Origin of the sequence: Mycobacterium intermedium (assembly GCF_002086275.1) — a bacterium.
GTDB lineage: Bacteria > Actinomycetota > Actinomycetes > Mycobacteriales > Mycobacteriaceae > Mycobacterium > Mycobacterium intermedium.
Map to the genome: position 1 here is coordinate 37,490 of NZ_MVHT01000012.1, position 19,339 is coordinate 56,828.

Here is a 19,339-nt window from a genome sequence, read left to right on the forward strand (position 1 = left end):
AACGTGCGGCCGTCGTCGTGTTTCGAGTACCTTGCCCGGTCAGTCCGGGGTCACCCAGTAGCCGCTAGCCTTCGACCGTAATCTTTTGTACAACAAGAGATTTGACATACGTTTCTGCAGTGCGGCAGCCTTGCTCAGCCGAAGCGCGGTGCGCCGAGTGTGAAGCTTGCGGAGTCGATAAAAACCCCCAAATGACGGCCCGGACGCAACCAGGTCCCCAGCGTTCCCGCTGAGGAGACCTCGACGGTGATGACCGCGGATCGCAATCGACCAGCGAAAACCAGCAGGGATTCGCCGACTCGGCCGTCGCTGAACTGCTGACGAGCCGTGGCCTTGGCTTTGACCGGGATCGCCGGACCGATGATGCGCGGCGTCGCGCCGACCGACCAGGCCAGTTCGTCGTCGCCCGTCCCAGTGATGGTTCTACCGCTCGCCAGGTCACCGTCGAAGCGTGCCAGCGTTTTGGGCATCGCCCAGTTGGTACGCCCGCCGACAAGGCTCGGCGGCGAATCCACCGACATGAATACGACGGTGCCCCATGGACGGAAGCCCGTGTGGGAGGCCACCATTCCGAGCACCTCGTCGTAGGGTCCGACGGGCGTGTCGGTGTAACGGACGAAACCGCCGACCGTGGCCAGCGCGGAACTGCCGGCCAACGCCGGTGGCAGTGCGGAGGCTGCCGCACGTCCGCCCCGGCCCAGCCACATCAGTGCCGAACAATGGCATTCCCACGGCGCCTCCGCCTGGTTGCTCGGCAGTCGCGCCAGTAGTGCCTGGCTCAACACGGTTTCGGCTACGCCCGGCAATCCGCTCAGCTCGGCCCGGACGTTCCTGTCACTGGTGGTCATTCTGATACCTGCGCGATCAGGGCGCCGGGTTGCTTCTGAGGATTTCCTCGCGACATTCCCGGCGGGTTTGGCCCGTTTGCTGCATGCACACCAGGATCGGCCGTTCCTCCTCGCTTGGCAACGACGTTTCGTTGGGTTCCGGGGTGGCGACGATGGTGGGACTGGACACGGTGCCCTCGGTGAGCGACCAAATTGGCGAACTGCTGCCCTCTAACTCCGAACAGTAAGCCGTGGCGTTGTTCTTCGTGACTCCGATGGCGCCCAGGGGTGCACATTCCGCGCCGATCGCCACGACCGGGAGAACTGGCGTGGTGGCATCGGTCGGCGTGCTGCTCGCCTCGGTGGTGGCAGGCGCGTTGGGGGGCGCCGATGCGTCCTCGGTGGTCGTGGCCTGAGGTGCATCGTGTGCACGTTCCTCGTCACCCAGGCGGATGAATTCTCGTAGTGCGATGACCACGGCGACGACGAGGAGGACCGACAGCACCGCGGCAATGATGACGGAGGGGCGAGTCAGAGATTGCTTGGAGAGCGCCGGTGGTGCCGTGGGCACGGACAGCCTGGTGCCGTCGAGATCCTCCCCCGTGCCCAAGTGGTGGCTGAGTGCTCGCGCAAAGTCGATGCACCGCAGGTAGCGGTCCTTGGGCTGCTTAGACAGCGCCTTGGCGAAGACCGGATCGAGTGGCTGGAGATCGGGACGGCGATCACCGATGGCCGGCGGCGATGCACTGAGATGCTGACTGATCACCACGGCGGCGTTCGAATGCTGAAACGGCGGCGCCCCGGTCAGGAGTTGAAACGCCGAAACCGCCAGCGCGTACTGGTCAGCCCGGCCGTCCAGGTCCTCCCCCATCAGCTGTTCCGGCGCCGCATAGGACACCGTTCCCACCGTCATGTTGGTTGCGGTCAGCCCGGTGGATTCACCCACCAGGCCCGCGATCCCGAAGTCGGCCAACATGATCCGGCAATCACGGGATTCCGGGTGGGCGATGAGAATATTGGCGGGCTTGACGTCGCGGTGGATGAGCTTGTTCTCGTGGGCGTAATCCAAGGCTTCGGCGACCGCGGTGACTATCTGCGTCACCATGGCGCCCGGCATGCCTTCGGGGTATTTCTCCCGAAGTAGCTCGCCCGCGTCGGTGCCGTCGACGTAGTCCATGTCGATCCACAGCTGGCCGTCGGTTTCACCACGGTCATGCACCGCGACGACGTGCGGATGCCACAACGAAGCAGCCGTGTCGGCCTCTCGATGAAACCGTTCCCGGTACTCCTCGTCGGCGGAGACATCCGTCCGCAGGATCTTCAGCACGTCCTGCCGGGGCAGCCGCGGATGCTGGGCAAGGTAAACCTCGCCCATACCACCGGCCCCCAACTGACGGATGATGGTGTAGCCAGCGAACGTCGAACCTTCGGCGAGCGCCATTGCCGCATAGTAGCCGGTGGGCGGGGTGGGAACTCAAATTCCGGCTCCAAGGTGGCCCGGCGCCAAGTTTGCTTCAGCTGCGTGGAGTAAATTTGCGGTGCATGAGCGACACTGGCGGTGAGTTTCGAGACGACGTGCCCCTGGCGGATGCCGTCGAACAGCAGCGCCCGGGCGTCGATTCCCCGTTCGACGAGGAGGAATCCAGCCTCCCCGCGGAGACGGATGAAATCGGGTTGGAGACGAGTGTTCCCGACTGGCAGGAGCAGCAGCAGGTGGTTCCTGTGGATCCCGACCTGGATGGACCCGACCAGTTCTGAAATATGTGCGCTTAGCCCGCAGCCGCGTGCACGCTCCCGCCGCTTCGCGCCGTGACCTCCTGGATGAAGTCACCTATGTAGCGAATGGCACGCCTGCCTTCGGGCAGAATGTCGGCGGCCAACGGAAAGTCGTGAATTTGTCGGCGCCATAGGTGCAAATCGCACCGGATGGAATGGGCTTGCAGTCGTTCCGCCATCAATTCGGCATCTGAGCACAACAACTCGTCCGAACTTGCGTGGATGGTCACCGGCGGCATAGCTGACAAGTCGGCATCCACTGGCGACACGATCTCACCGAGGTATCGGGCAAACATGGACAGCGCCCCGCGGGTGAACATCGAGCACTTACGGGCGTTGCGGTGCTTGAGTTTTCGGGTCGGATCCGCGTCTGTGAACGGTGAAATGGCTGCGACGCCGGCTGGCTTGACCAGGTCGCTCTCAATGGCGGCGAGGGTGCTCATGAAGGCGAGATAGCCGCCAGCAGAGTCGCCCGCGACGACGATCTGGTCATCGTCATAGCCCAGATCGCGTAGGTAACGGAGGCCGTCCAAGGCGTCGTCGATCGAATCGGGAATGCGGTGCCTCGGCAGCTTGCGGTATCCGATGCTCAGTACCCCCGCGCCGGCCTCCGCCGAGAGGCGGGTCACCAGCGAGCGATGAGTATTGAGACCGCAGGCCAGGAAGGCACCGCCGTGCAGATAAAGAACCGCCCGCAACGGGGACACGTTGGGCGCGCATACCCATTCAGCGGCGCAGTGCTCGAGCTGCACGCATTCTTTGGTCGCCGACCCGAAGCGCGGCAACATGCCCGCCAGGCTGTCCACGTAGTCGAATGGCCACTGCAGATTCGGCTGAAGCGCCCACGCCCGCACGGTGTTCTTGACAAGAAGACGACTGGTCCAGGACACCGGGATGGATTGCGCGCTGAACCGGCGGTGTATTCGCCGCTCGCCTAACGGTGTTTCGCTGGGGGACGGGCGATTACGAACCTGTTGCGCGATCATTGCGGTGACCTCCCTTGGTCTGGACAACCGAATACCCTGCCGCGCAAGGGCTAAACGGCAGGAATCGCGCCGAATACCGTCCAAACCAATGTTGGACATCTCACGTTTAATGTACGAATCGGGCGGGTAGTGGGTTATACGAGTAGGCCATGAACAGGGATATTCTCCGGCGGCCCCGATATCTTCGGCCACCGTCCCGCGTGACCAACGACAGACGTCAACTATGCTGGCGCGTCGGCCTTTTCGAATGTAGCGATTCGACGAGAATGCAGCCGGGTATACCGCTGCCTATGAGCGCTACGTCCAAGACTTTGTATTTCCCGCTGTCGATTGCTACCAGCGTGGCGGGAGGCGTCCTCGCTGGCTCGATCTTCAACCAGGTGTGGCAGCGGTTCAGCGCGAACGACGAAGGCCCACCAGACCCCAAAGACCTGAGCAAGTCCACCCAGAGTGCGCTCCTTGGCGCCGGACTGCAGGGCTTGATTTTCGGAGTGGTGCGGGCGGCAGTCGATCGCATGGCCGCCCGCGGGTACCAGGCAGTCACCCACGAATCGCCGTCCTGAGCCAGCCGGCCAATCTCCGGCAGCTCAGAGTGCGTCGAAAACTGATATCGGTTCGAGGATTACGCCGTTGTCCGCAACGTAGCGGTCCCACAATGCGAGGAGTTCGGCCAGTTTGTCCGGGTGCGCGTCGGCTTGATCGTGGATCTCGCCAGGGTCTGCTGCGAGATCGTAGAGCTGCCAGGTTCCCGGGCCGTACGGCGCTGGTAGGAATAGCGCCTTCCAGTCGCCCTGCCGGATGGCGCGCCGTCCGAACAGTTCCCAGCCCGTGCCGGTGTCGCTGTCATGCACGTTTTCGTCGCGGCCGGACAGGTACGGCACCAGCGAATTTCCGCGCATGGGTACCACCTCCCGGCCCCGGTAGGTCGAGTCACCGTCGCTTGGGTGCGTGACGCCGGCGAGTTCCAGCACGGTAGGGGCGATGTCCATGACGGTTGAGAACGCGGTGCCGATCTCGCCCTGCCGCTCGAAGCCAGGCCAGGTCATGAAGCCGACCACGCGAATTCCGCCTTCGGTGGTGAATGCCTTGTGCAGGCGCGACGGCGCGGTTGCGGCCTGCGCCCAGCGTGGGCCGTACCAGATGAACGACGTGGGACGGCCAAGGTTGTCGAGGCTGTTGTCGCAGTGCTTTTCGACCCGTGCGGCGATTTCGGGGCCGCGCAGCGGCATTGCCTCGACGATCGCTCCTTCTGCGCCGTTGTCGGACAAGAAGATCACGACCGTGTTGTCCAGCTCGCCGGTCTCGGCCAGGTACTCAATCACCCGCCCGATGTTCCAGTCCATCCGGTCCACCATGCCGGCGTAGACCTCCATGCTGCGGGCCGACCATGCGCGCTGGTCGTTCGACATGTCAGCCCACTCGGGAGCGCCGTCGGCCACCACAGGGTGAGCCTCCACATCGGGTGGACACAGTCCCAACCGCTTCAGCGCGGCCAGCCGCGCCTCGCGCAGTGCGTCCGGCCCGTCGTCATAGATGCCGCGATAGGCGGCGACGGATTCGTCCGGTGCTTGCAGTGGCCAGTGCGGCGCCTGAAAGGGCAGGTAGGCGAAGAACGGCCGGTCGTCATCCTCGGAACGTTCGCGGAAGTAGCGCAACAGGTTGTCGGCGTAGAAGTCCGATGAGTAGAAGTCATCCCCCACCGTGACAAACTGGTCGTCTTCGGTGTAAAGGGTTGGCACGGGCGAGAATCCGCGCGCGCCCGAACCGCCGTAGTGGCTGGCTCCGGCCGGGAGCAGAGCGAAGGACCGCTCGAATCCGCGCGCCCACGGTGACGTCTCTATGGTCGACCCCAGATGCCATTTGCCCGACATCAGCGTCAAATAGCCTGCGTCACGCAATAATTCGGGGAGCGCGACCACCCTCTCGTTGAGATAGCCCTCGTAGCCGGGTGCGCCCTGGAATCCGGGGACGGCCACCTCGAGCATGGTGCCGATGCCGGCAACGTGATGATCGGTCCCGGTCAGCAGCATCGCCCGGGTCGGTGAGCAGGCCGGCGCCGAATGAAAGTCAGTGAACCGGATCCCCTGATAGGCCAGCCGATCCAGGTTGGGCGTCGCAATCTCGCCGCCGAACGCACCGATATCGGAATAGCCGAGGTCGTCGGCCACAATCACCAGAAAGTTGGGTCGTTTCACGCTGACGTATTCCCCTAACTGACCGTGACCGGGATGCCGTTGAGGGCGCCGTTGCCCGACGGTTCGTCGATGAATGTCGGTAGCGAAAGCACATTCGTGTTGACGCCCGGTGAGCTGTTCGCGACCGTCAGGCGGGTGCCGGGTTTGCCGTGTCCCCAACCGTGCGGCAGCGAAACCGCGCCTGGCATGATCGCGTCGGTCAACTCAGCCCGTACCTTGATTTCGCCCGCCGCGGACTTCACCGTCACGATCTCGTCGTCGGCAACCCCGTATCGGGCCGCATCGGCGGGGTGGATCAGCAGCGTGCAGCGGTCTCTACCCTTCATCAACGCGGGTACGTTGTGCAGCCACGAGTTGTTCGACCGCAGGTGCCTGCGGCTTACCAGGACCAGGGGCTCGGGCGGTCGCTCGAGCCGTGCTGCCAGCCGAGGCAGGTCGTCGAGCAGGTATTGCGGCGCCAGCCGGATCTTCTTGTCCGGGGTACCGAGAATGTCCGGTAGCTGCGGCACCATCGGCCCGAAATCGATCCCGTTCGGGTTCTTCTTGAGCAGGTCGAGCGTGAGACCGCCGGGGTGCTCGCCGTAGCGGTCCCCAAACGGCCCGGTCCGCAACGTCAGATCCAGCATCCGCTCGGGCCCGCCGTGGTCGTAGAGCTTGCGGATCTCTGCGCCGTCGAGTCCGCAGGTGAAGGCCAGGTAGTCGAAGAAGCCGTCGTCGATCGCCGCGACGTCGACCTCCTCGGCCGGTGTTCCGGTGCACAAGCCGGTCAGACGTATGAAGATCTCCCACTCGTGCGGGCGCTCGCCAGGGGTGAACACCGGCGCCGAGTAATTCGCGAAGCTGCGGATCGCGAATTGCAGGATCAGGTCGTCGTGGTGGGGCTGCTCCAACGGAGAGAGCCCGGGCAGAATCACGTCGGCGTGCCGGGTGGTCTCGTTGAGCCAAAGATCAACGGAGATCATCGCTTCCAGCTTCGGCAGGGCCTCGTCGAGCTGGTCGCCGCCGGGTGTGGACAACACCGGGTTGCCTGCGATCGTGATGAGGGCTTTGAGCTGGCCTTCGCCGGGTGTGGCGATCTCCTCGGCCAGGCACGACACCGGCACCTGGCCGAGAACTTCCTTCGCTCCCCGCACCCGAGTACGCCAGCGGCCGAATTCGGGGGCACCGCCCTCCAACCCCGGCAGCGGCTGCGTGGTGATCGTCCACGCCGCAGGCCGGGGGAACATGGCCCCGCCGGGTGTGTCGAAATGTCCGGTCAAGATGTTGATCACGTCGACCAACCAGCTGGCCAGGCTGCCGAATTCCTGATTGCACAGCCCAATTCGGCCGTATACCACCGATTTCTCGGTGCCGGCGAGCTCGCGCGCCAACTTCCGAATCCGGTCCTCGGCAAGGCCCGTGGCCGCACTCACCCGGCTCGGCGGCCAGTCGGCTACCACCCGTCGCAAGGTGTCGAGTTCGTCGATGTGCGGACTAGGCTTGACCAGGTCCTCGTCGAACAACGTGTGCGCGACGGCCAGCAGTAGCGCCGCATCGGTACCCGGAACTATGGGCAGCCATTCGTCGGCCTGGGCAGCGGTGGCGGTACGCACCGGGTCGATGACGATCACCTTCCCGCGTTTGCGGACGGCGCCGATCAATCCCATCACGTTGGGCGCCGCCAGCAACGAGCCCTGCGACGCGGCGGGATTGGCGCCCATGATCACCAGTAGATCGGTGCGTTCGATATCGGGCACCGGAAAGGCCCACCAGCCGCCGTACATCAGATGCGACGACAAGTTCTTGGGCCATTGGTCGACCGTGCCCGGGGAGTAGGTGATCGGTATCCCGGACATGCCGAGCAGCACACCCGCGTATCGGGCGAGCGAGAACGAGTGCGCCAGCGGGTTGCCCGTGTAGGCGGTGACGGCTCCGATTCCGTACTTTTGGATCACCGGCGTGAGCAGCTCGGTACAGCGGCGAAACGCCGCGTCCCAACTGACTTCTTGCCAACGCCCATCGACCTTGATCAGCGGGCTGCGGATGCGGTCGGGGTCGCTGTGTATGGCGCCCAGCGACACTCCCTTCGGGCACAGATGGCCACGACTCCACACGTCGTCGCGATTGCCTCGAATGCTGGTGACCGCACCGTCCGCTACGTGAACCTCCAAGCCGCACATCGCTTCACACAATGGGCAGGTACGCAGGTGCTTGCCGTCTTCACCGGGTTCCACGGACTCACCTTATTGCGCTACTTCCGGTAGCGGAAGTACCCACGGCGCGCCGTCGGCACCTCCCCCAGTTGCCGACTCCCCACGGGTAGCGGAGTATCGCGCTATGAGACGAGAAGTGGGCGTTGAAATGGAAGTCGAAATCACCGCCGCCACAACTCTCGAGTTTCAGATAGCCGTCGCGCCGCATCCGGGCGCCGAAGTGTTCGAGTCGCTGCGCTTCGACTTGGACGGACGGACCATTCAACCGGTGGAAATCAACGGTCTGCACGGCAACCGGATTCACAAGTTCGATGCCTCGGAGGGCACCCTGCGGGTCGATTACGCGGCGACGGTCGTGGGCCAGACACAGCCCGCTCTCGGGTCCGAATACGACCAGTCTCTTTATCTACGTCCCAGCCGCTATGCCGAGGCCGACAAGTTCTTTGGCTTCGCCGCAACGGAATTCGGCAGTGATGACGACGCCGCGAGGCTGCTGGAACACGTGAGTTCGTGGGTGGGCACCCGGTTGGAATACGTACCCGGTTCGAGTGATCCGATCGACGGCGCCGTGGACACACTGCTCGCCGGCAAGGGTGTGTGCCGTGATTACGCGCATCTGGTCGTGGCGCTGCTGCGTGCCGTGAACATCCCCGCCCGCGTGGTATCGGTCTATGCGCCGGGGTTGTCTCCAATGGATTTCCACGCCGTCGCCGAGGTTTTCGTCGAGGGGCACTGGCGAGTGGTCGATGCGACCCTGCTGGCGCCCCGACAGACGTTGGTGCGCATAGCCACTGGCCGCGACGCCGCCGATACGGCGTTTCTCGACAATCACCGAGGCGCGATCACTCTCAACCAGCTTTCGGTGACAGCCGTCGTTGACGGCGACTTGCCCCGCGATTCGATCGACCACCTCGTTTCGATTCGCTGAGCACATGCGACCGCCGTCCGTTCCGTAGCGCGGTCACCAGGCCGTGCCGCGGCACGGTGCCGGGGGGCCCACTCGTAGCGCCGAGCGCGCCGACGTCGCGGAACTTGTGCTCCGACGCTGTCTCGGGCGCGTCGTGCACCGACGCGGACAGGAACCGGTTCGGCAACGCCAACTTGGCGATGGTGCGGAAGGTGAGCAGATACTGTCGAATCAGCGGGCCGGTCGTGTACGGCAGGTCGTACTTCACGCACAGCGCACGGACCCGTTGCGCGATCTCCGCGTAGTGATTGCTCGGCAGGTCGGGAAAAAGGTGGTGCTCGATCTGGTAGCACAGGTTTCCACTGAGGAATGCCAACACCGGGCCGGCGTCGAAGTTTGCGGTGCCGAGCATCTGCCGCAGATACCATTCCGGTTTGGTCTCGCCGTCGAGCGTGACCGGGTCGAACTTCTCCGCCCCGTCGGCAAAGTGACCACACAGGATCACCACGTTCGCCCAGACGTTGCGCAGCAGGTTGGCCAGCAGGTTCGCCAGCAGTGTGCGACGCCATCGACGCAGGCTCAGAGCCGGAAAGAAGACGAAGTCCTTGCCGGCCTGACGGGCCATCTTATGCAGGAGTGCGCGGGTGTGTGCCGACTTCTCGGCGGGGGTCGTTGCCCGCTCATGCGCGGAATGCAAACCGTGCGCCGCGATGCCCCACTCGAACATGACCGCCAGCAGCACGTTGCGCGGAACCTGATACAGATTGCTGCGCCGCCACTCCTGGTCGCGGGTGACCCGCAGCACGCCAAAGCCCAGGTCGTCGTCCACCCCGATGACGTTGGTGAACACGTGGTGGCGATAGTTGTGCGAATACCGCCACTGCGATGAGACCCCCGCCATGTCCCACTCCCAGGTATTGGAATGGATTTCCGGGTCGTTCATCCAATCCCATTGACCGTGGCCGATGTTGTGGCCGAGTTCCATGTTCTCGATGCTCTTGGCGACCGCGAGCGTCGCGGTACCCAGCGTCCAGCCAACCTTGCCGGTGGTCCCGGCAATCACCAGCCGCGCGGCCAGATCGAGGATGCGCTGCAGTGCGATGGCCCGACGAATGTAGGCCCTGTCTTGGGCGCCGAGCGAACCCTCCACGTCGCGGCGGATCGCCTCCAGGTCGGCTGCCAGCGCCTCCAGGTCCGCCTGAGTCAGGTGCGCATAAGCCGCTACATCGGTTATCGCCATTGCCGCAGCATCATCGTTTCGTCCGTCCGTCCAGGATCGTGGGGTTGGCCCAGCATTGTTCCCGCATGGACGGGTGCTCCACCTCCCACCCTCTCATCAGCTTCACTGGTTCGCGCCCCGGGGGTAGAGATATGACCATGGCAGAGCACTCATACCCCGGCACACTGCTGGCCAACCAAGTCGCGGTGGTGACCGGCGGCGGTGGCGGCGTCGGCGCCGCCACCTCGAAGTTGTTCGCCGAGCAGGGCGCACAGGTGGTGATCGCCGATATCGACGGCGAGCTCGCCCGGCGAACCGCCGGCGAGATCGGCGAGGCGGCGTGGGCAATCGTCACCGATGTCCGCCAGGACGACCAGGTGAGCGCTCTGGCACGGAGGGTGCTGGATCGTTATGGCCGGGTAGATGTGCTGGTCAACAACGTCGGGCACTGGCTGCGACACCCGGGCAAGTTCGTCGACACAGACCCGCAGTTCTGGGACGAGCTCTACCGGGTGAACTTGCATCACGTCTTTCTGGTGACACGCGCGTTCCTGCCGGCCATGATCGACCGGCGCGCGGGGGCGATCGTCAACGTCTCGTCCCTGGAAGGGTTGCGGGGCTACCCCCAGGATCCGGTCTACGCCGCCTTCAAGGCGGCGGTCATCCACTTCACCCGCAGCCTCGCGGTCCAGGTGGGCAGTGACGGCGTCCGGGTCAATGCGATCGGCCCGGACGTCACCGAATCGCTACAAGTGCCGTACTCCCAATGGCTGTCCGCGGCAGAACAGGCGCAGTGGCCGCAGTGGGTTCCGGTTGGACGGATGGGCCAGCCCGTGGACCAGGCCCGCGTCATCCTCTTCCTGGCCTCGGAGCTGTCCGCGTTCGTCACCGGCCACACCATTCCCACCGACGGTGGCACCGGGGCAGCGGGCGGATGGTTCCGCTCGTCGCGGCGAGCCGGCCGGGAATGGACGAATCGACCCATCGCACCTTGAAGGGGTTGGTCCGCTTGGCGCACGATGACCGGATGGCCCTTGACGAGCGAGCAGCACGATGACCGAATCAGGCACGACCCGCGTGGCGGTCTACTTCGACTTCGACAACATCGTGATCTCCCGCTACGACCAGGTGCACGGTCGCGGCGCCTTTCAGCGGGACAAGGCCAAAGGTCTGGAAAAGGAGCGGCTGCAGCCGGCGACCGTCGATCTCGGGGCCATCGTCGACTTCGCGTCCTCGTTCGGCACCCTGGTGCTCACCCGCGCATACGCGGACTGGTCCGCCGATGTCAACGCCGGATACCACCGTCAGCTCGTGGCACGGGCGGTCGATCTGGTGCAGCTGTTTCCGGCCGCCGCGTACGGCAAGAACGGTGCCGACATCCGACTGGCCGTCGACGCCGTCGAAGACATGTTCCGGTTGCCTGATCTGACGCACGTGGTGATCGTCGGAGGCGATTCCGACTACATCGCGCTGGCTCAGCGCTGCAAACGCCTCGGCCGCTACGTGGTCGGTATCGGTGTCGCCGGGGCGAGCAGCCAGTCGCTGGCAGCGGCCTGCGACGAGTTCGTCACGTACGACGCCCTGCCCGGGATAACCGCAAACGAGGAACCGGCGCCGCAGCCCAAGAAGCGTGGCCGACACGCCACGCCCAACGACCGCGACGACGAGCCGGCCGCACCCGACCCACAGGTCGCCGCAACCAGGCTGCTCGAGCGCGCGTTGCGAATCGGCCAGGAGAAGGACGATGTCGAATGGCTGCACAACTCGGTCGTCAAGGCGCAGATGAAGCGGATGGACCCGTCGTTCAGCGAAAAGTCGTTGGGCTACAAAACATTCAGCGAGTTTCTGCGGTCGCGAAGCGACATCGTCGACCTCGACGAGAGCAGCACCACACGCACCGTGCGCCTGCGTAGCGACAACGGGTCCTAGCGGGTCCTAGCCCGCGCCGAATGTCGGCCTAGGGACCCAACTTTGGTCCCGACGTGTAGCCGTCCTGTAACGACCGTCAACGTCTCGTAAAAAACGGTACGCTCGTCTAGCGGCGCTCTTCGGGGCGGCCTAGCTTTGTAGCCAGCCAACCCTTTGCCGTGAGGAGAAGCCATGCCCAGCATCGAGGCCCGGCTCCGCGAGCACCTGCGCAACTACGCCATTGAGGTACGCCGGCTGGCATACACCGTGCCGAACGGGATCGGCGAGCGTGACCTGTTGCGGTTGTCCGATCAAATGACGGCGGCCGCGGACACCGTTGTCCGACGGCGCGCTTGACTTTCTAGGCGTAACCCAAGGCGGCGTTCTCGGTATCGATGCGGACCTTGAGTACGAAGGCGTTGACAATTGTGAAGACGATGGCCGTCAGCCACGCCGAATGCACCAACGGGAGCGCCGCAACCTCCGCGACGACGGCGGTGTAGTTGGGGTGGTGTAGCCATCGATACGGTCCGCGCCGCACCAGCGGCGCACTGGGAATCACGATAAGCCTTGGGTTCCAATGCTTGCCGAGCACGGCAACGCACCACCAGCGCACCAACGTACTGAGCGCCACGACGGCAACCATCGGCCAGCCCAGCCACGGAATGAATGGCCGGTGCCGTTCACTCACCTCGGCGACACACGAAACAAGCAGCAGCGCATGCATACTGACCATCGCCGGATAATGGCCCTGGCCGAACTCCCTGCCGCCCTGGCTCATTGACCACGCGGCGTTGCGACGGGCCACAAGCAGTTCGACCAAACGCTCGACCGCGATGGCGAAGACGAAAGCGTAGTAATACATGATCCCGCGCCCTCACCAACGCAGCAGGAGCAACTCGAAGCTGAAGCCCGGACCCATGGCGAGCATAACCCCGAAGGTTCCGTGTTCCGGCGGGTCGGCAAGCGTGCGACGCAACACGTCAAGAACCGACGCCGAGGAGATGTTGCCGTTGTCGCGCATGGACTCTCGGCTATGCGCCACGGCGTCCGCGGGCAGATCCAGAGCGTCCTCGATCGAGTCGAGAACCTTCGGGCCGCCCGGATGGCATACCCAGGTCGAGATGTCTTCTTTGGACAGACCGTACTGGGCGAGGAAACCGTCGACCTCCTCGGCCAGATAGTCATCGGCCATCTTCGGAACATCGCGGGACATCACCAACTGAAATCCGCTGGAGCCCACGCGCCAACCCATCACATCGACGGTCGATGGGAGCACCCGACTCTGGGTGGCCAGGACCCGTGGCCCCCGATATGCGTTGGGGTGCAACAGAGCCCGATCGGCGCCGACGGCAACCACGGCGGCCGCACCGTCACCGAACAGCGACACACCGATCAACGCGGGGATCGAGGTGTCGTCGCGCTGTAGCGTCAGCGAACACAGCTCGACCGAAAGCAGCACGGCTACATCCCCCGGGTAGCCACGCAGATAATCGTGTACACGCGCCATCCCAGCAGCACCGGCCACGCAGCCAAGTCCGAAAAGAGGTACCCGTTTGATGTTGGGCCGCAGTCCAATTCGTTCGACGAGTCGCGCATCTACAGTGGGCACTGCGACTCCGGTACTCGAAACCATCACGATGGTGTCCACCTCGTGGGGTTCGATGCCGGCCCCGGCGAGTGCGGACACCACCGCCTGCTCACCAAGGTCAACGGCGACCTCGATGTAGGCGTCATTCGCCTCGGTGAACCCACTTAGCTTCGGATAGCGCGAAAGCGGTAGTGCCAGACTGCGCTGGTCGACGCCGGTGGTCGCGGCGAAGCGCATGAATTCCGGCCCGGCGGCATCGGTGAGCTCACGCGACACTTCGTCCTGGTTGTACCGGTTCGGTGTGAATGCGGCTGCTGTGCCGACGATGTAAGGCGCGCCGCGGCTGGCATGAGCGATCGCGCCAGCGGCTGTCAAATGTGTTGTAACGGTCATGTCTAGCGCACGTATGGCATTCCGCCGCAGGTTCACCCGAACACGGGCAACGTGAACTTAAACACACCGTGAACCTGGAAGTTGCCCAGGCCAGGGCGGATCCGAAAACCCCTATAGCCAGGGCCCGACGCCGGCGATTCTGTCGACCCGGACACGGGTGAGGAAGCCCGGAGGCGAGCCGGGCGGCGGGAATACGTTGGGATCGGACAACGTCTGCGCGAGTTCTTTCAGCAGCTCTGGTGCGCCGCCTTCGACGATCCGTGCGGTGCCATAGACGGCCAGATAGGGCCGCATACCAGGGCCGGGCTCGTCTGGGGCCTCGATCGTGAGGGCGACGCGGGGATCGTGGCGTATGTTGCGTACCTTTTTATGCTCGGCCAGATGGGCGGTGACGAGTTCGTCCCCGTCCGGCGTCGATTGCAGCGCGACCCAAACCAGGGACACATGGGGGCTGCCGTCGGGGTTCAGGGTCACCAGCGTGGCGTTCGCGCCCTTGCCGATGAGGTCGCGGGCGGCGTCGTTGAGTTTCATGCGAGTTTTAACAGCTTGCGGGGGGATTCATTCCCGGACGACGACGATACAAGCGGCACAGCGCCATCACGCCGGTGCGAGGCGGCACTGACAGCGCACGCGCTGGCAAGGCCGCCGCCCTTGGGCCCGTCGACGCCGACCAGAGGGAGGTACCAGACGCGTTCCGTCGGGTGCAATTCACCCATCTGCTACGCGCGGTTATCCGAGGTCAAAAGGTCGTCGCTCGACTAGCTGCGAGCCGCCCGAGGGTAGCCGCGCCGCACGGTGCGGTCCAGAACGCCGAGGGTCGCGCGCAACGCACCTTCGGATATGACCGGAAAAATCCCAGCCTCACGCCACGTGGGACCGATGTCGGACCAGTCGTAGAACGACGTAACCACCGTGGCCGCACCGTCCTCCTTCGGCTCAAGCCGGTAGCCGTAGACGTGACCGATCTGGGGTTTGATCTGGCCGAGGATCGTCCACGCGATGAGCCGGTCCCGTTCGAACTCCGTGATCTGGACGGTGACGTCATACTTGCCCAACTGCGGAAAGTCGTTGAGCGATTCGCGGTCCATGTGCACCACAAAGCTGTCGCCGACGGCCTGCACGGGTTCTCCGTCGGCGTCCTGCAGCATGCCCGTCGAGTCGATAGCGACGTGGCCCTGCGGGTCACACAGCACCGCGAAGATGTCGGATGCCGGCGCCGCTACGGTGCGCTGGATTTCTATGCGGTCGGTCATTGGCCCTCCGATCCACCGGGGCTACTCGCGCCCACTGTACGTCCCCCCGTTAGCGGGACCGCACCCCGCGCTTGCGTGCCCACAGCACGGCGGCCACCGTTCCCGCTACCCAGACCACCAGCGCTACCCCAAAATGCACGAGGCTCTTGGTGTCTCGTCCCAATATGGGGCCGATAGCCGCCGGCAGTTGGGTCCACAACAGCTGATGCTCGACGCTGTCCATCGGATCAGCGACGAAGTAGAGCACATACGGCAATGTCAGCGCGGCGGTCCAAATCGCCGTACCGCGCACGTCTCGTCGCCGTCGCCACCGGCGATAGAGCGGTTCGGCCGTCACCGGATACAACGCCGAGATGAAATTGCCTATCCCGAGCCAGGAAAGGATGGGCACCGCCACGTTGGGGACCGTGACACTCAGGCGCCCCGGCGATTCCAGCCACAGCGTCAGCGCCGCCGCCGCGGCCAAGGTAGGCAATCCGACCAGCACGAGCAGAGCCAGATCCTTGATCAACAGCACCCGCCACAACGGCGTCCCGTCCGACAACGCTTGCCGGACACGGTGATGATCGGCGCCAAGCAGGTTGGTGGTGGTGACGTCGGCAAGGATGAACGAGGAGAAGTAGGCGCCAACCAGAATCACCCAATCGAAGTGCTGGTGGTGGCGTCCCTGTGGGGTCAGGGGCTGGACCAACAACAACGCCGCCGCCAGGATCAGGTTTGCCACCACTCCCATGAGCCAGGTCCGCGGCGGGCTGAACGCCCAACGGATCTCGGCGGGCACGGCTCGCAACACATGTTTGTCGAAGTCCTTGGCGGCCCGCCGGGCCGCGGCAGGACGAGGACTCGACGCACGCACGGAGGCCCGCACCGCGGCACGCACGTGCGGGCGCATCGAGGTCTGGATGTCAGTCATGTGCTCCCAACCAGAGCGGGCGTCAGTGCGACCATACCGGCGAGCCTGCTACGACTTGTGTAGACACTGAGGGAGGAAAGGGCCGGCCGACGAGTGCCGTTCATGGCACGGTCGCTGCCCTCGATGACCGAGTAGAACGTGTTAGCGTTTTTCCACCACGATTCGGGCCCGGACCACCTGGACAGGCGCAAGGAGGTCGATGAGTAAGTCTCGATCGCTGGCGCTGGTCACGGTGGCCTACGTTGTCGCAATCGGCGTCGCTGCGGCCTGGCTCATCTGGGGACCCGCCACCGGCAAACTGTGGCTGGACGCTCTGATCGCCGATTTGCTGGCCACTTTCGTGATATTCGGCTTCAGCCGTGCCTACCACAACTCGAGCTTCTACGACGCGTACTGGAGCGTGATTCCCCCGCTGCTGGCCGTCTACTGGTGGATGCAGGCGGGGCCGGGTGTCGATCAATTGCGTTGTTGGCTGGTCACTGTGGTGGTCGTGCTGTGGGCGGTGCGCCTGACCGCGAACTGGGTCTACGCGTACCCCGGCCTGCACCACGAGGATTGGCGCTACCCGATGTTCCGCCAGCGCGCGGGAAGATGGGAATTCGTTGTCGACCTCGTCGCGATACACCTGATTCCCACCGTCGAGGTGTTCGCGGGGATGCTGCCGGTCTACGTCTGTGTCACCCGGCCCGGTACCGGCATCGGCTGGCTCACCTGGCTGGCCTTCGTCATCGGTCTGGCCGCCGTGGCGCTGGAGTTGGCGGCCGATGTGCAGATGCACCGCTTCGTCCGCGTCCGGCAGCCAGGTGAAGTGATGGACCGCGGCCTGTGGAGCTGGTCCCGGCATCCAAATTACTTCGGGGAGTTCAGTTTCTGGTTCGCCTTGGCGCTGTTCGGGGTCGCGGCGTCGCCACGGGACGCGTGGTGGTTGTTTGCGGGCGCATTGGCAATGCTGGCCATGTTCCTTGGTGCCAGCATCCCCATGATGGAGACGCGCAGCCTGGAACGACGACCGGGCTATCACGCCGTCATCGACCGGGTACCGCGGTTCGTGCCCAGGCCGCCGCGCCGGAGACCGGCGTGAGCCGTAAGCGAGTCGTGGTCGCGGGGTTGGGCGACGTCGGCATCCTGACCGCCATCAGGCTTACCCGCCGTTTCGACGTCGTCGGCATCTCGGTGAAGCCGGGGCTGGTCAGCGGTCAAGAACTCGGCGTGCGCCTGGCCCGGCCCAGCGATTGGGCTCGTGATTACTGGATTCCGTTCGACCGGTTCCGACGGCTCGATGGCGTGCGGACGTTGCAAGCCAGGCTGACCGGGGTCGACCTGAACGCGCGCACCGTCTTCGCCCGCCGCGACGACGGCTCTGGGGATGGCGCCACGGTCACCGAACCGTACGACGCGTTGGTCATCTGCACCGGTGTCAGCAACGGCTTCTGGCGACGGCCCACAGTTCAGTCCGCCGCCGAAATCGGCGCCGAGCTGCGTGCCGCACACAAACGGCTGGCCGCCGCCGACTCGATCATCGTCGTCGGAGGCGGCGCGGCGGCAATCACCAGCGCCGCCAACCTCGCAACGACCTGGCCGGACAAGCGGATTGACTTGTACTACCCCGGTGAGCGCGCGTTGGCCGAGTACCACCCGCGGATTTGGCGGCGTGTCCACGACCGGCTGACCCACCTCAACGTCAACCTGCACCCTGGCCACCGTGCCGCCATCATCAACGGCTTTGCGGGCGACGAGATCACCGGCGGACCGGTCCACTGGAGCACCGGACAACCTCCGGCGTCCGCAGATGCGGTGCTTTGGGCGATCGGACGGGTACGGCCCAACACCGACTGGCTACCACCGGACCTGCTCGACGAGCGCGGATTTGTTGTCGTGACACCGGAACTGCGGGTGCCCGGTCATCGCGGCGTCTTCGCGGTCGGCGACGTGGCGGCCAGCGACTCGCTGCGCAGCTCGGCCCGTAATCGTGGAGATGCATTGGTGGCCCGCAACATTCGCGCCGAGTTCGACGACCGGCCGCTGCGCGCGCTTCGGACGCCGGGTCGACGCTGGGGATCGTTGTTCGGCATCCAGCCCGAGGGGTTGGAAGTGTTTCTGCCGACCGGGCAGGCGTTCCGCTTGCCGCCGTGGTCCGTCGACCGCGTGGTCATGCCGTGGATCGTCCGCTGGGGCATGTACCGCGGTGTGCGGGAAAACCGACCCCTGGTCTGAATGAGACACTGACCCCGTGAACGATGTAGCCGTTGAGCCATTCGAGAAGCTGGTCGGATTGTTGGACTATCCGATGTTCGTCGTCACCACGAATGGCGACGGCGTTCTGGCCGGCTGCCTGGTGGGTTTCGCCAGCCAAACCAGCATCAATCCGCCCCGTTTCCTGGTCGGCCTCTCGAAGCGGAACCACACGTTGAGAGTGGCGGCCGACGCCACCCATCTGGCGGTGCACGTCTTCGATCGCGAACACTTGGAGGTCGTAAAACTCTTCGGTGGCCATACCGGGGACAAAATCAACAAATTCGAGCGCTGCTCCTGGCACCGTGGCCCGGCCGAGTTGCCCATCCTCGACGACGCGGCCGCCTGGTTCGTCGGAAAAGTCATTGATCGCTTTTCCCTCGGCGACCACGTCGGGCACCTGTTGGAGCCGGTGGCCGGCAGCCCACCGGAGCAGCTGGAACATTGGGTGACGTTTTCCGACGTCCGTGACATGGAGCCGGGCCACGAGGCGTAAAGGAGGCATGGGTGGAAACCTGGGAACTGATTGCGCGGGAACAGATTCGCGACACACTCGCGCGATACAACTGGTCTGGCGATGCCGGCCGGGTGGGCGACCTCGCGGAAACCTTCTGTGCCGACGGGGTACTCGAGATACGCGGCTTTGAACCATTGCGCGGGCACTCCGAGATCATCGGGTTTCTCGGTGGCGTCACCGAAAACGTCACGGACAGTCCAGATGTGCGGCGCGTCGTGCGACACAATGTTGCCAACGTGCTGTTCACCGATATGACTCCCGACCAGGCGCAGGTCTCGTCGTATTTCACCGTGGTGACCCACAACGGTTTGGACCATTTCGGCCGTTATCGCGACATCCTGGTTCCCGACGGTGACACGTGGCGGATCAAACACCGCAAGGTGTCGACGGATTGGACGGCGCCCAACTCGGCGTTGGCAAATCCATAGTC

Annotated in this window: 21 protein-coding genes; 10 read left to right on the top strand and 11 right to left on the bottom strand. The window is 64.6% G+C overall.

Annotation, left to right across the window (positions count from 1 at the left end; all coding sequences use genetic code 11):
- Window positions 1-134 precede the first annotated feature (134 nt).
- Window positions 135-848, bottom strand: coding sequence for an acetoacetate decarboxylase family protein (locus BST27_RS06820; RefSeq protein WP_069418286.1), 714 nt, complete (start codon window positions 846-848; stop codon window positions 135-137).
- A 16-nt stretch (window positions 849-864) separates the two neighbouring features.
- The gene (locus tag BST27_RS06825; protein WP_069418285.1) at window positions 865-2,268 is read right to left on the bottom strand and encodes a serine/threonine-protein kinase; all 1,404 of its coding nucleotides are present in this window, start codon (window positions 2,266-2,268) and stop codon (window positions 865-867) included.
- A 101-nt stretch (window positions 2,269-2,369) separates the two neighbouring features.
- Here BST27_RS06825 and BST27_RS06830 point away from each other — a divergent pair, with 101 nt between their 5' ends.
- Window positions 2,370-2,585: a hypothetical protein gene (locus BST27_RS06830; protein ID WP_069418284.1), complete on the top strand. Its 216-nt coding sequence runs from the start codon at window positions 2,370-2,372 to the stop codon at window positions 2,583-2,585.
- A gap of 11 nt (window positions 2,586-2,596) precedes the next feature.
- Here the strand turns inward: BST27_RS06830 and BST27_RS06835 are convergent, their stop codons facing one another.
- A complete protein-coding gene (locus tag BST27_RS06835) occupies window positions 2,597-3,589 on the bottom strand; it encodes an alpha/beta hydrolase (protein ID WP_069418283.1) in 993 nt (330 codons plus the stop codon).
- Between the two features lie 290 nt (window positions 3,590-3,879).
- On the opposite strand from BST27_RS06835, the gene BST27_RS06840 reads away from it, so the two are divergent.
- Window positions 3,880-4,152 carry a DUF4235 domain-containing protein gene (locus BST27_RS06840; protein WP_069418282.1) on the top strand — a complete coding sequence of 91 codons (273 nt, stop codon included), beginning with the start codon at window positions 3,880-3,882 and terminating at the stop codon, window positions 4,150-4,152.
- 24 nt (window positions 4,153-4,176) lie between these two features.
- On the opposite strand, the gene BST27_RS06845 is transcribed toward BST27_RS06840, so the two are convergent.
- Complete coding sequence (locus BST27_RS06845; RefSeq protein WP_069418281.1) at window positions 4,177-5,784, bottom strand: arylsulfatase; 1,608 nt, start codon at window positions 5,782-5,784, stop codon at window positions 4,177-4,179.
- Between the two features lie 14 nt (window positions 5,785-5,798).
- The gene (locus BST27_RS06850; RefSeq protein WP_079219771.1) at window positions 5,799-7,997 is read right to left on the bottom strand and encodes a molybdopterin-dependent oxidoreductase; all 2,199 of its coding nucleotides are present in this window, start codon (window positions 7,995-7,997) and stop codon (window positions 5,799-5,801) included.
- A gap of 103 nt (window positions 7,998-8,100) precedes the next feature.
- On the opposite strand from BST27_RS06850, the gene BST27_RS06855 reads away from it, so the two are divergent.
- Window positions 8,101-8,904: a transglutaminase-like domain-containing protein gene (locus BST27_RS06855; protein WP_069418279.1), complete on the top strand. Its 804-nt coding sequence runs from the start codon at window positions 8,101-8,103 to the stop codon at window positions 8,902-8,904.
- Here BST27_RS06855 and BST27_RS06860 read toward each other — a convergent pair.
- A complete protein-coding gene (locus tag BST27_RS06860; protein ID WP_079219770.1) occupies window positions 8,825-10,123 on the bottom strand; it encodes a fatty acid desaturase family protein in 1,299 nt (432 codons plus the stop codon). The two genes, BST27_RS06855 and BST27_RS06860, sit on opposite strands and share 80 nt — an antisense overlap.
- A 131-nt stretch (window positions 10,124-10,254) precedes the next feature.
- On the opposite strand from BST27_RS06860, the gene BST27_RS06865 reads away from it, so the two are divergent.
- From BST27_RS06865 to BST27_RS32315, 3 genes are all read left to right on the top strand, one after another.
- Entirely contained in the window at window positions 10,255-11,097 is an 843-nt protein-coding gene (locus tag BST27_RS06865) for an SDR family NAD(P)-dependent oxidoreductase (protein WP_069418278.1), read from the top strand.
- A gap of 58 nt (window positions 11,098-11,155) precedes the next feature.
- Window positions 11,156-12,031, top strand: a complete 876-nt coding sequence (locus BST27_RS06870; RefSeq protein WP_069418277.1) for an NYN domain-containing protein — start codon at window positions 11,156-11,158, stop codon at window positions 12,029-12,031.
- A gap of 171 nt (window positions 12,032-12,202) precedes the next feature.
- The gene (locus tag BST27_RS32315) at window positions 12,203-12,367 is read left to right on the top strand and encodes a hypothetical protein (RefSeq protein ID WP_170062278.1); all 165 of its coding nucleotides are present in this window, start codon (window positions 12,203-12,205) and stop codon (window positions 12,365-12,367) included.
- Between the two features lie 4 nt (window positions 12,368-12,371).
- Here the strand turns inward: BST27_RS32315 and BST27_RS06875 are convergent, their stop codons facing one another.
- From BST27_RS06875 to BST27_RS06895, 5 genes are all read right to left on the bottom strand, one after another.
- Entirely contained in the window at window positions 12,372-12,875 is a 504-nt protein-coding gene (locus tag BST27_RS06875) for an isoprenylcysteine carboxyl methyltransferase family protein (protein ID WP_069418276.1), read from the bottom strand.
- Between the two features lie 12 nt (window positions 12,876-12,887).
- Window positions 12,888-13,994, bottom strand: coding sequence for a type III polyketide synthase (locus BST27_RS06880; RefSeq protein WP_079219775.1), 1,107 nt, complete (start codon window positions 13,992-13,994; stop codon window positions 12,888-12,890).
- A 111-nt stretch (window positions 13,995-14,105) separates the two neighbouring features.
- Window positions 14,106-14,525 carry a TIGR03618 family F420-dependent PPOX class oxidoreductase gene (locus tag BST27_RS06885; RefSeq protein WP_069418275.1) on the bottom strand — a complete coding sequence of 140 codons (420 nt, stop codon included), beginning with the start codon at window positions 14,523-14,525 and terminating at the stop codon, window positions 14,106-14,108.
- 227 nt (window positions 14,526-14,752) lie between these two features.
- Entirely contained in the window at window positions 14,753-15,247 is a 495-nt protein-coding gene (locus BST27_RS06890) for an SRPBCC family protein (protein WP_069418274.1), read from the bottom strand.
- Window positions 15,248-15,296: 49 nt separating this feature from the next.
- The gene (locus BST27_RS06895; RefSeq protein ID WP_232007216.1) at window positions 15,297-16,160 is read right to left on the bottom strand and encodes a hypothetical protein; all 864 of its coding nucleotides are present in this window, start codon (window positions 16,158-16,160) and stop codon (window positions 15,297-15,299) included.
- Window positions 16,161-16,359: 199 nt separating this feature from the next.
- Between BST27_RS06895 and BST27_RS06900 the strand changes: the two genes are divergently transcribed.
- From BST27_RS06900 to BST27_RS06915, 4 genes are all read left to right on the top strand, one after another.
- Window positions 16,360-17,241, top strand: coding sequence for a DUF1295 domain-containing protein (locus tag BST27_RS06900; RefSeq protein ID WP_069418273.1), 882 nt, complete (start codon window positions 16,360-16,362; stop codon window positions 17,239-17,241).
- Window positions 17,238-18,374, top strand: coding sequence for an FAD-dependent oxidoreductase (locus BST27_RS06905; RefSeq protein WP_069418272.1), 1,137 nt, complete (start codon window positions 17,238-17,240; stop codon window positions 18,372-18,374). Before BST27_RS06900 ends, BST27_RS06905 begins: the two co-directional genes overlap by 4 nt.
- A gap of 73 nt (window positions 18,375-18,447) precedes the next feature.
- Entirely contained in the window at window positions 18,448-18,888 is a 441-nt protein-coding gene (locus BST27_RS06910) for a flavin reductase family protein (protein WP_069418320.1), read from the top strand.
- 11 nt (window positions 18,889-18,899) lie between these two features.
- The gene (locus BST27_RS06915) at window positions 18,900-19,337 is read left to right on the top strand and encodes a nuclear transport factor 2 family protein (protein WP_069418271.1); all 438 of its coding nucleotides are present in this window, start codon (window positions 18,900-18,902) and stop codon (window positions 19,335-19,337) included.
- Window positions 19,338-19,339: the final 2 nt, after the last annotated feature.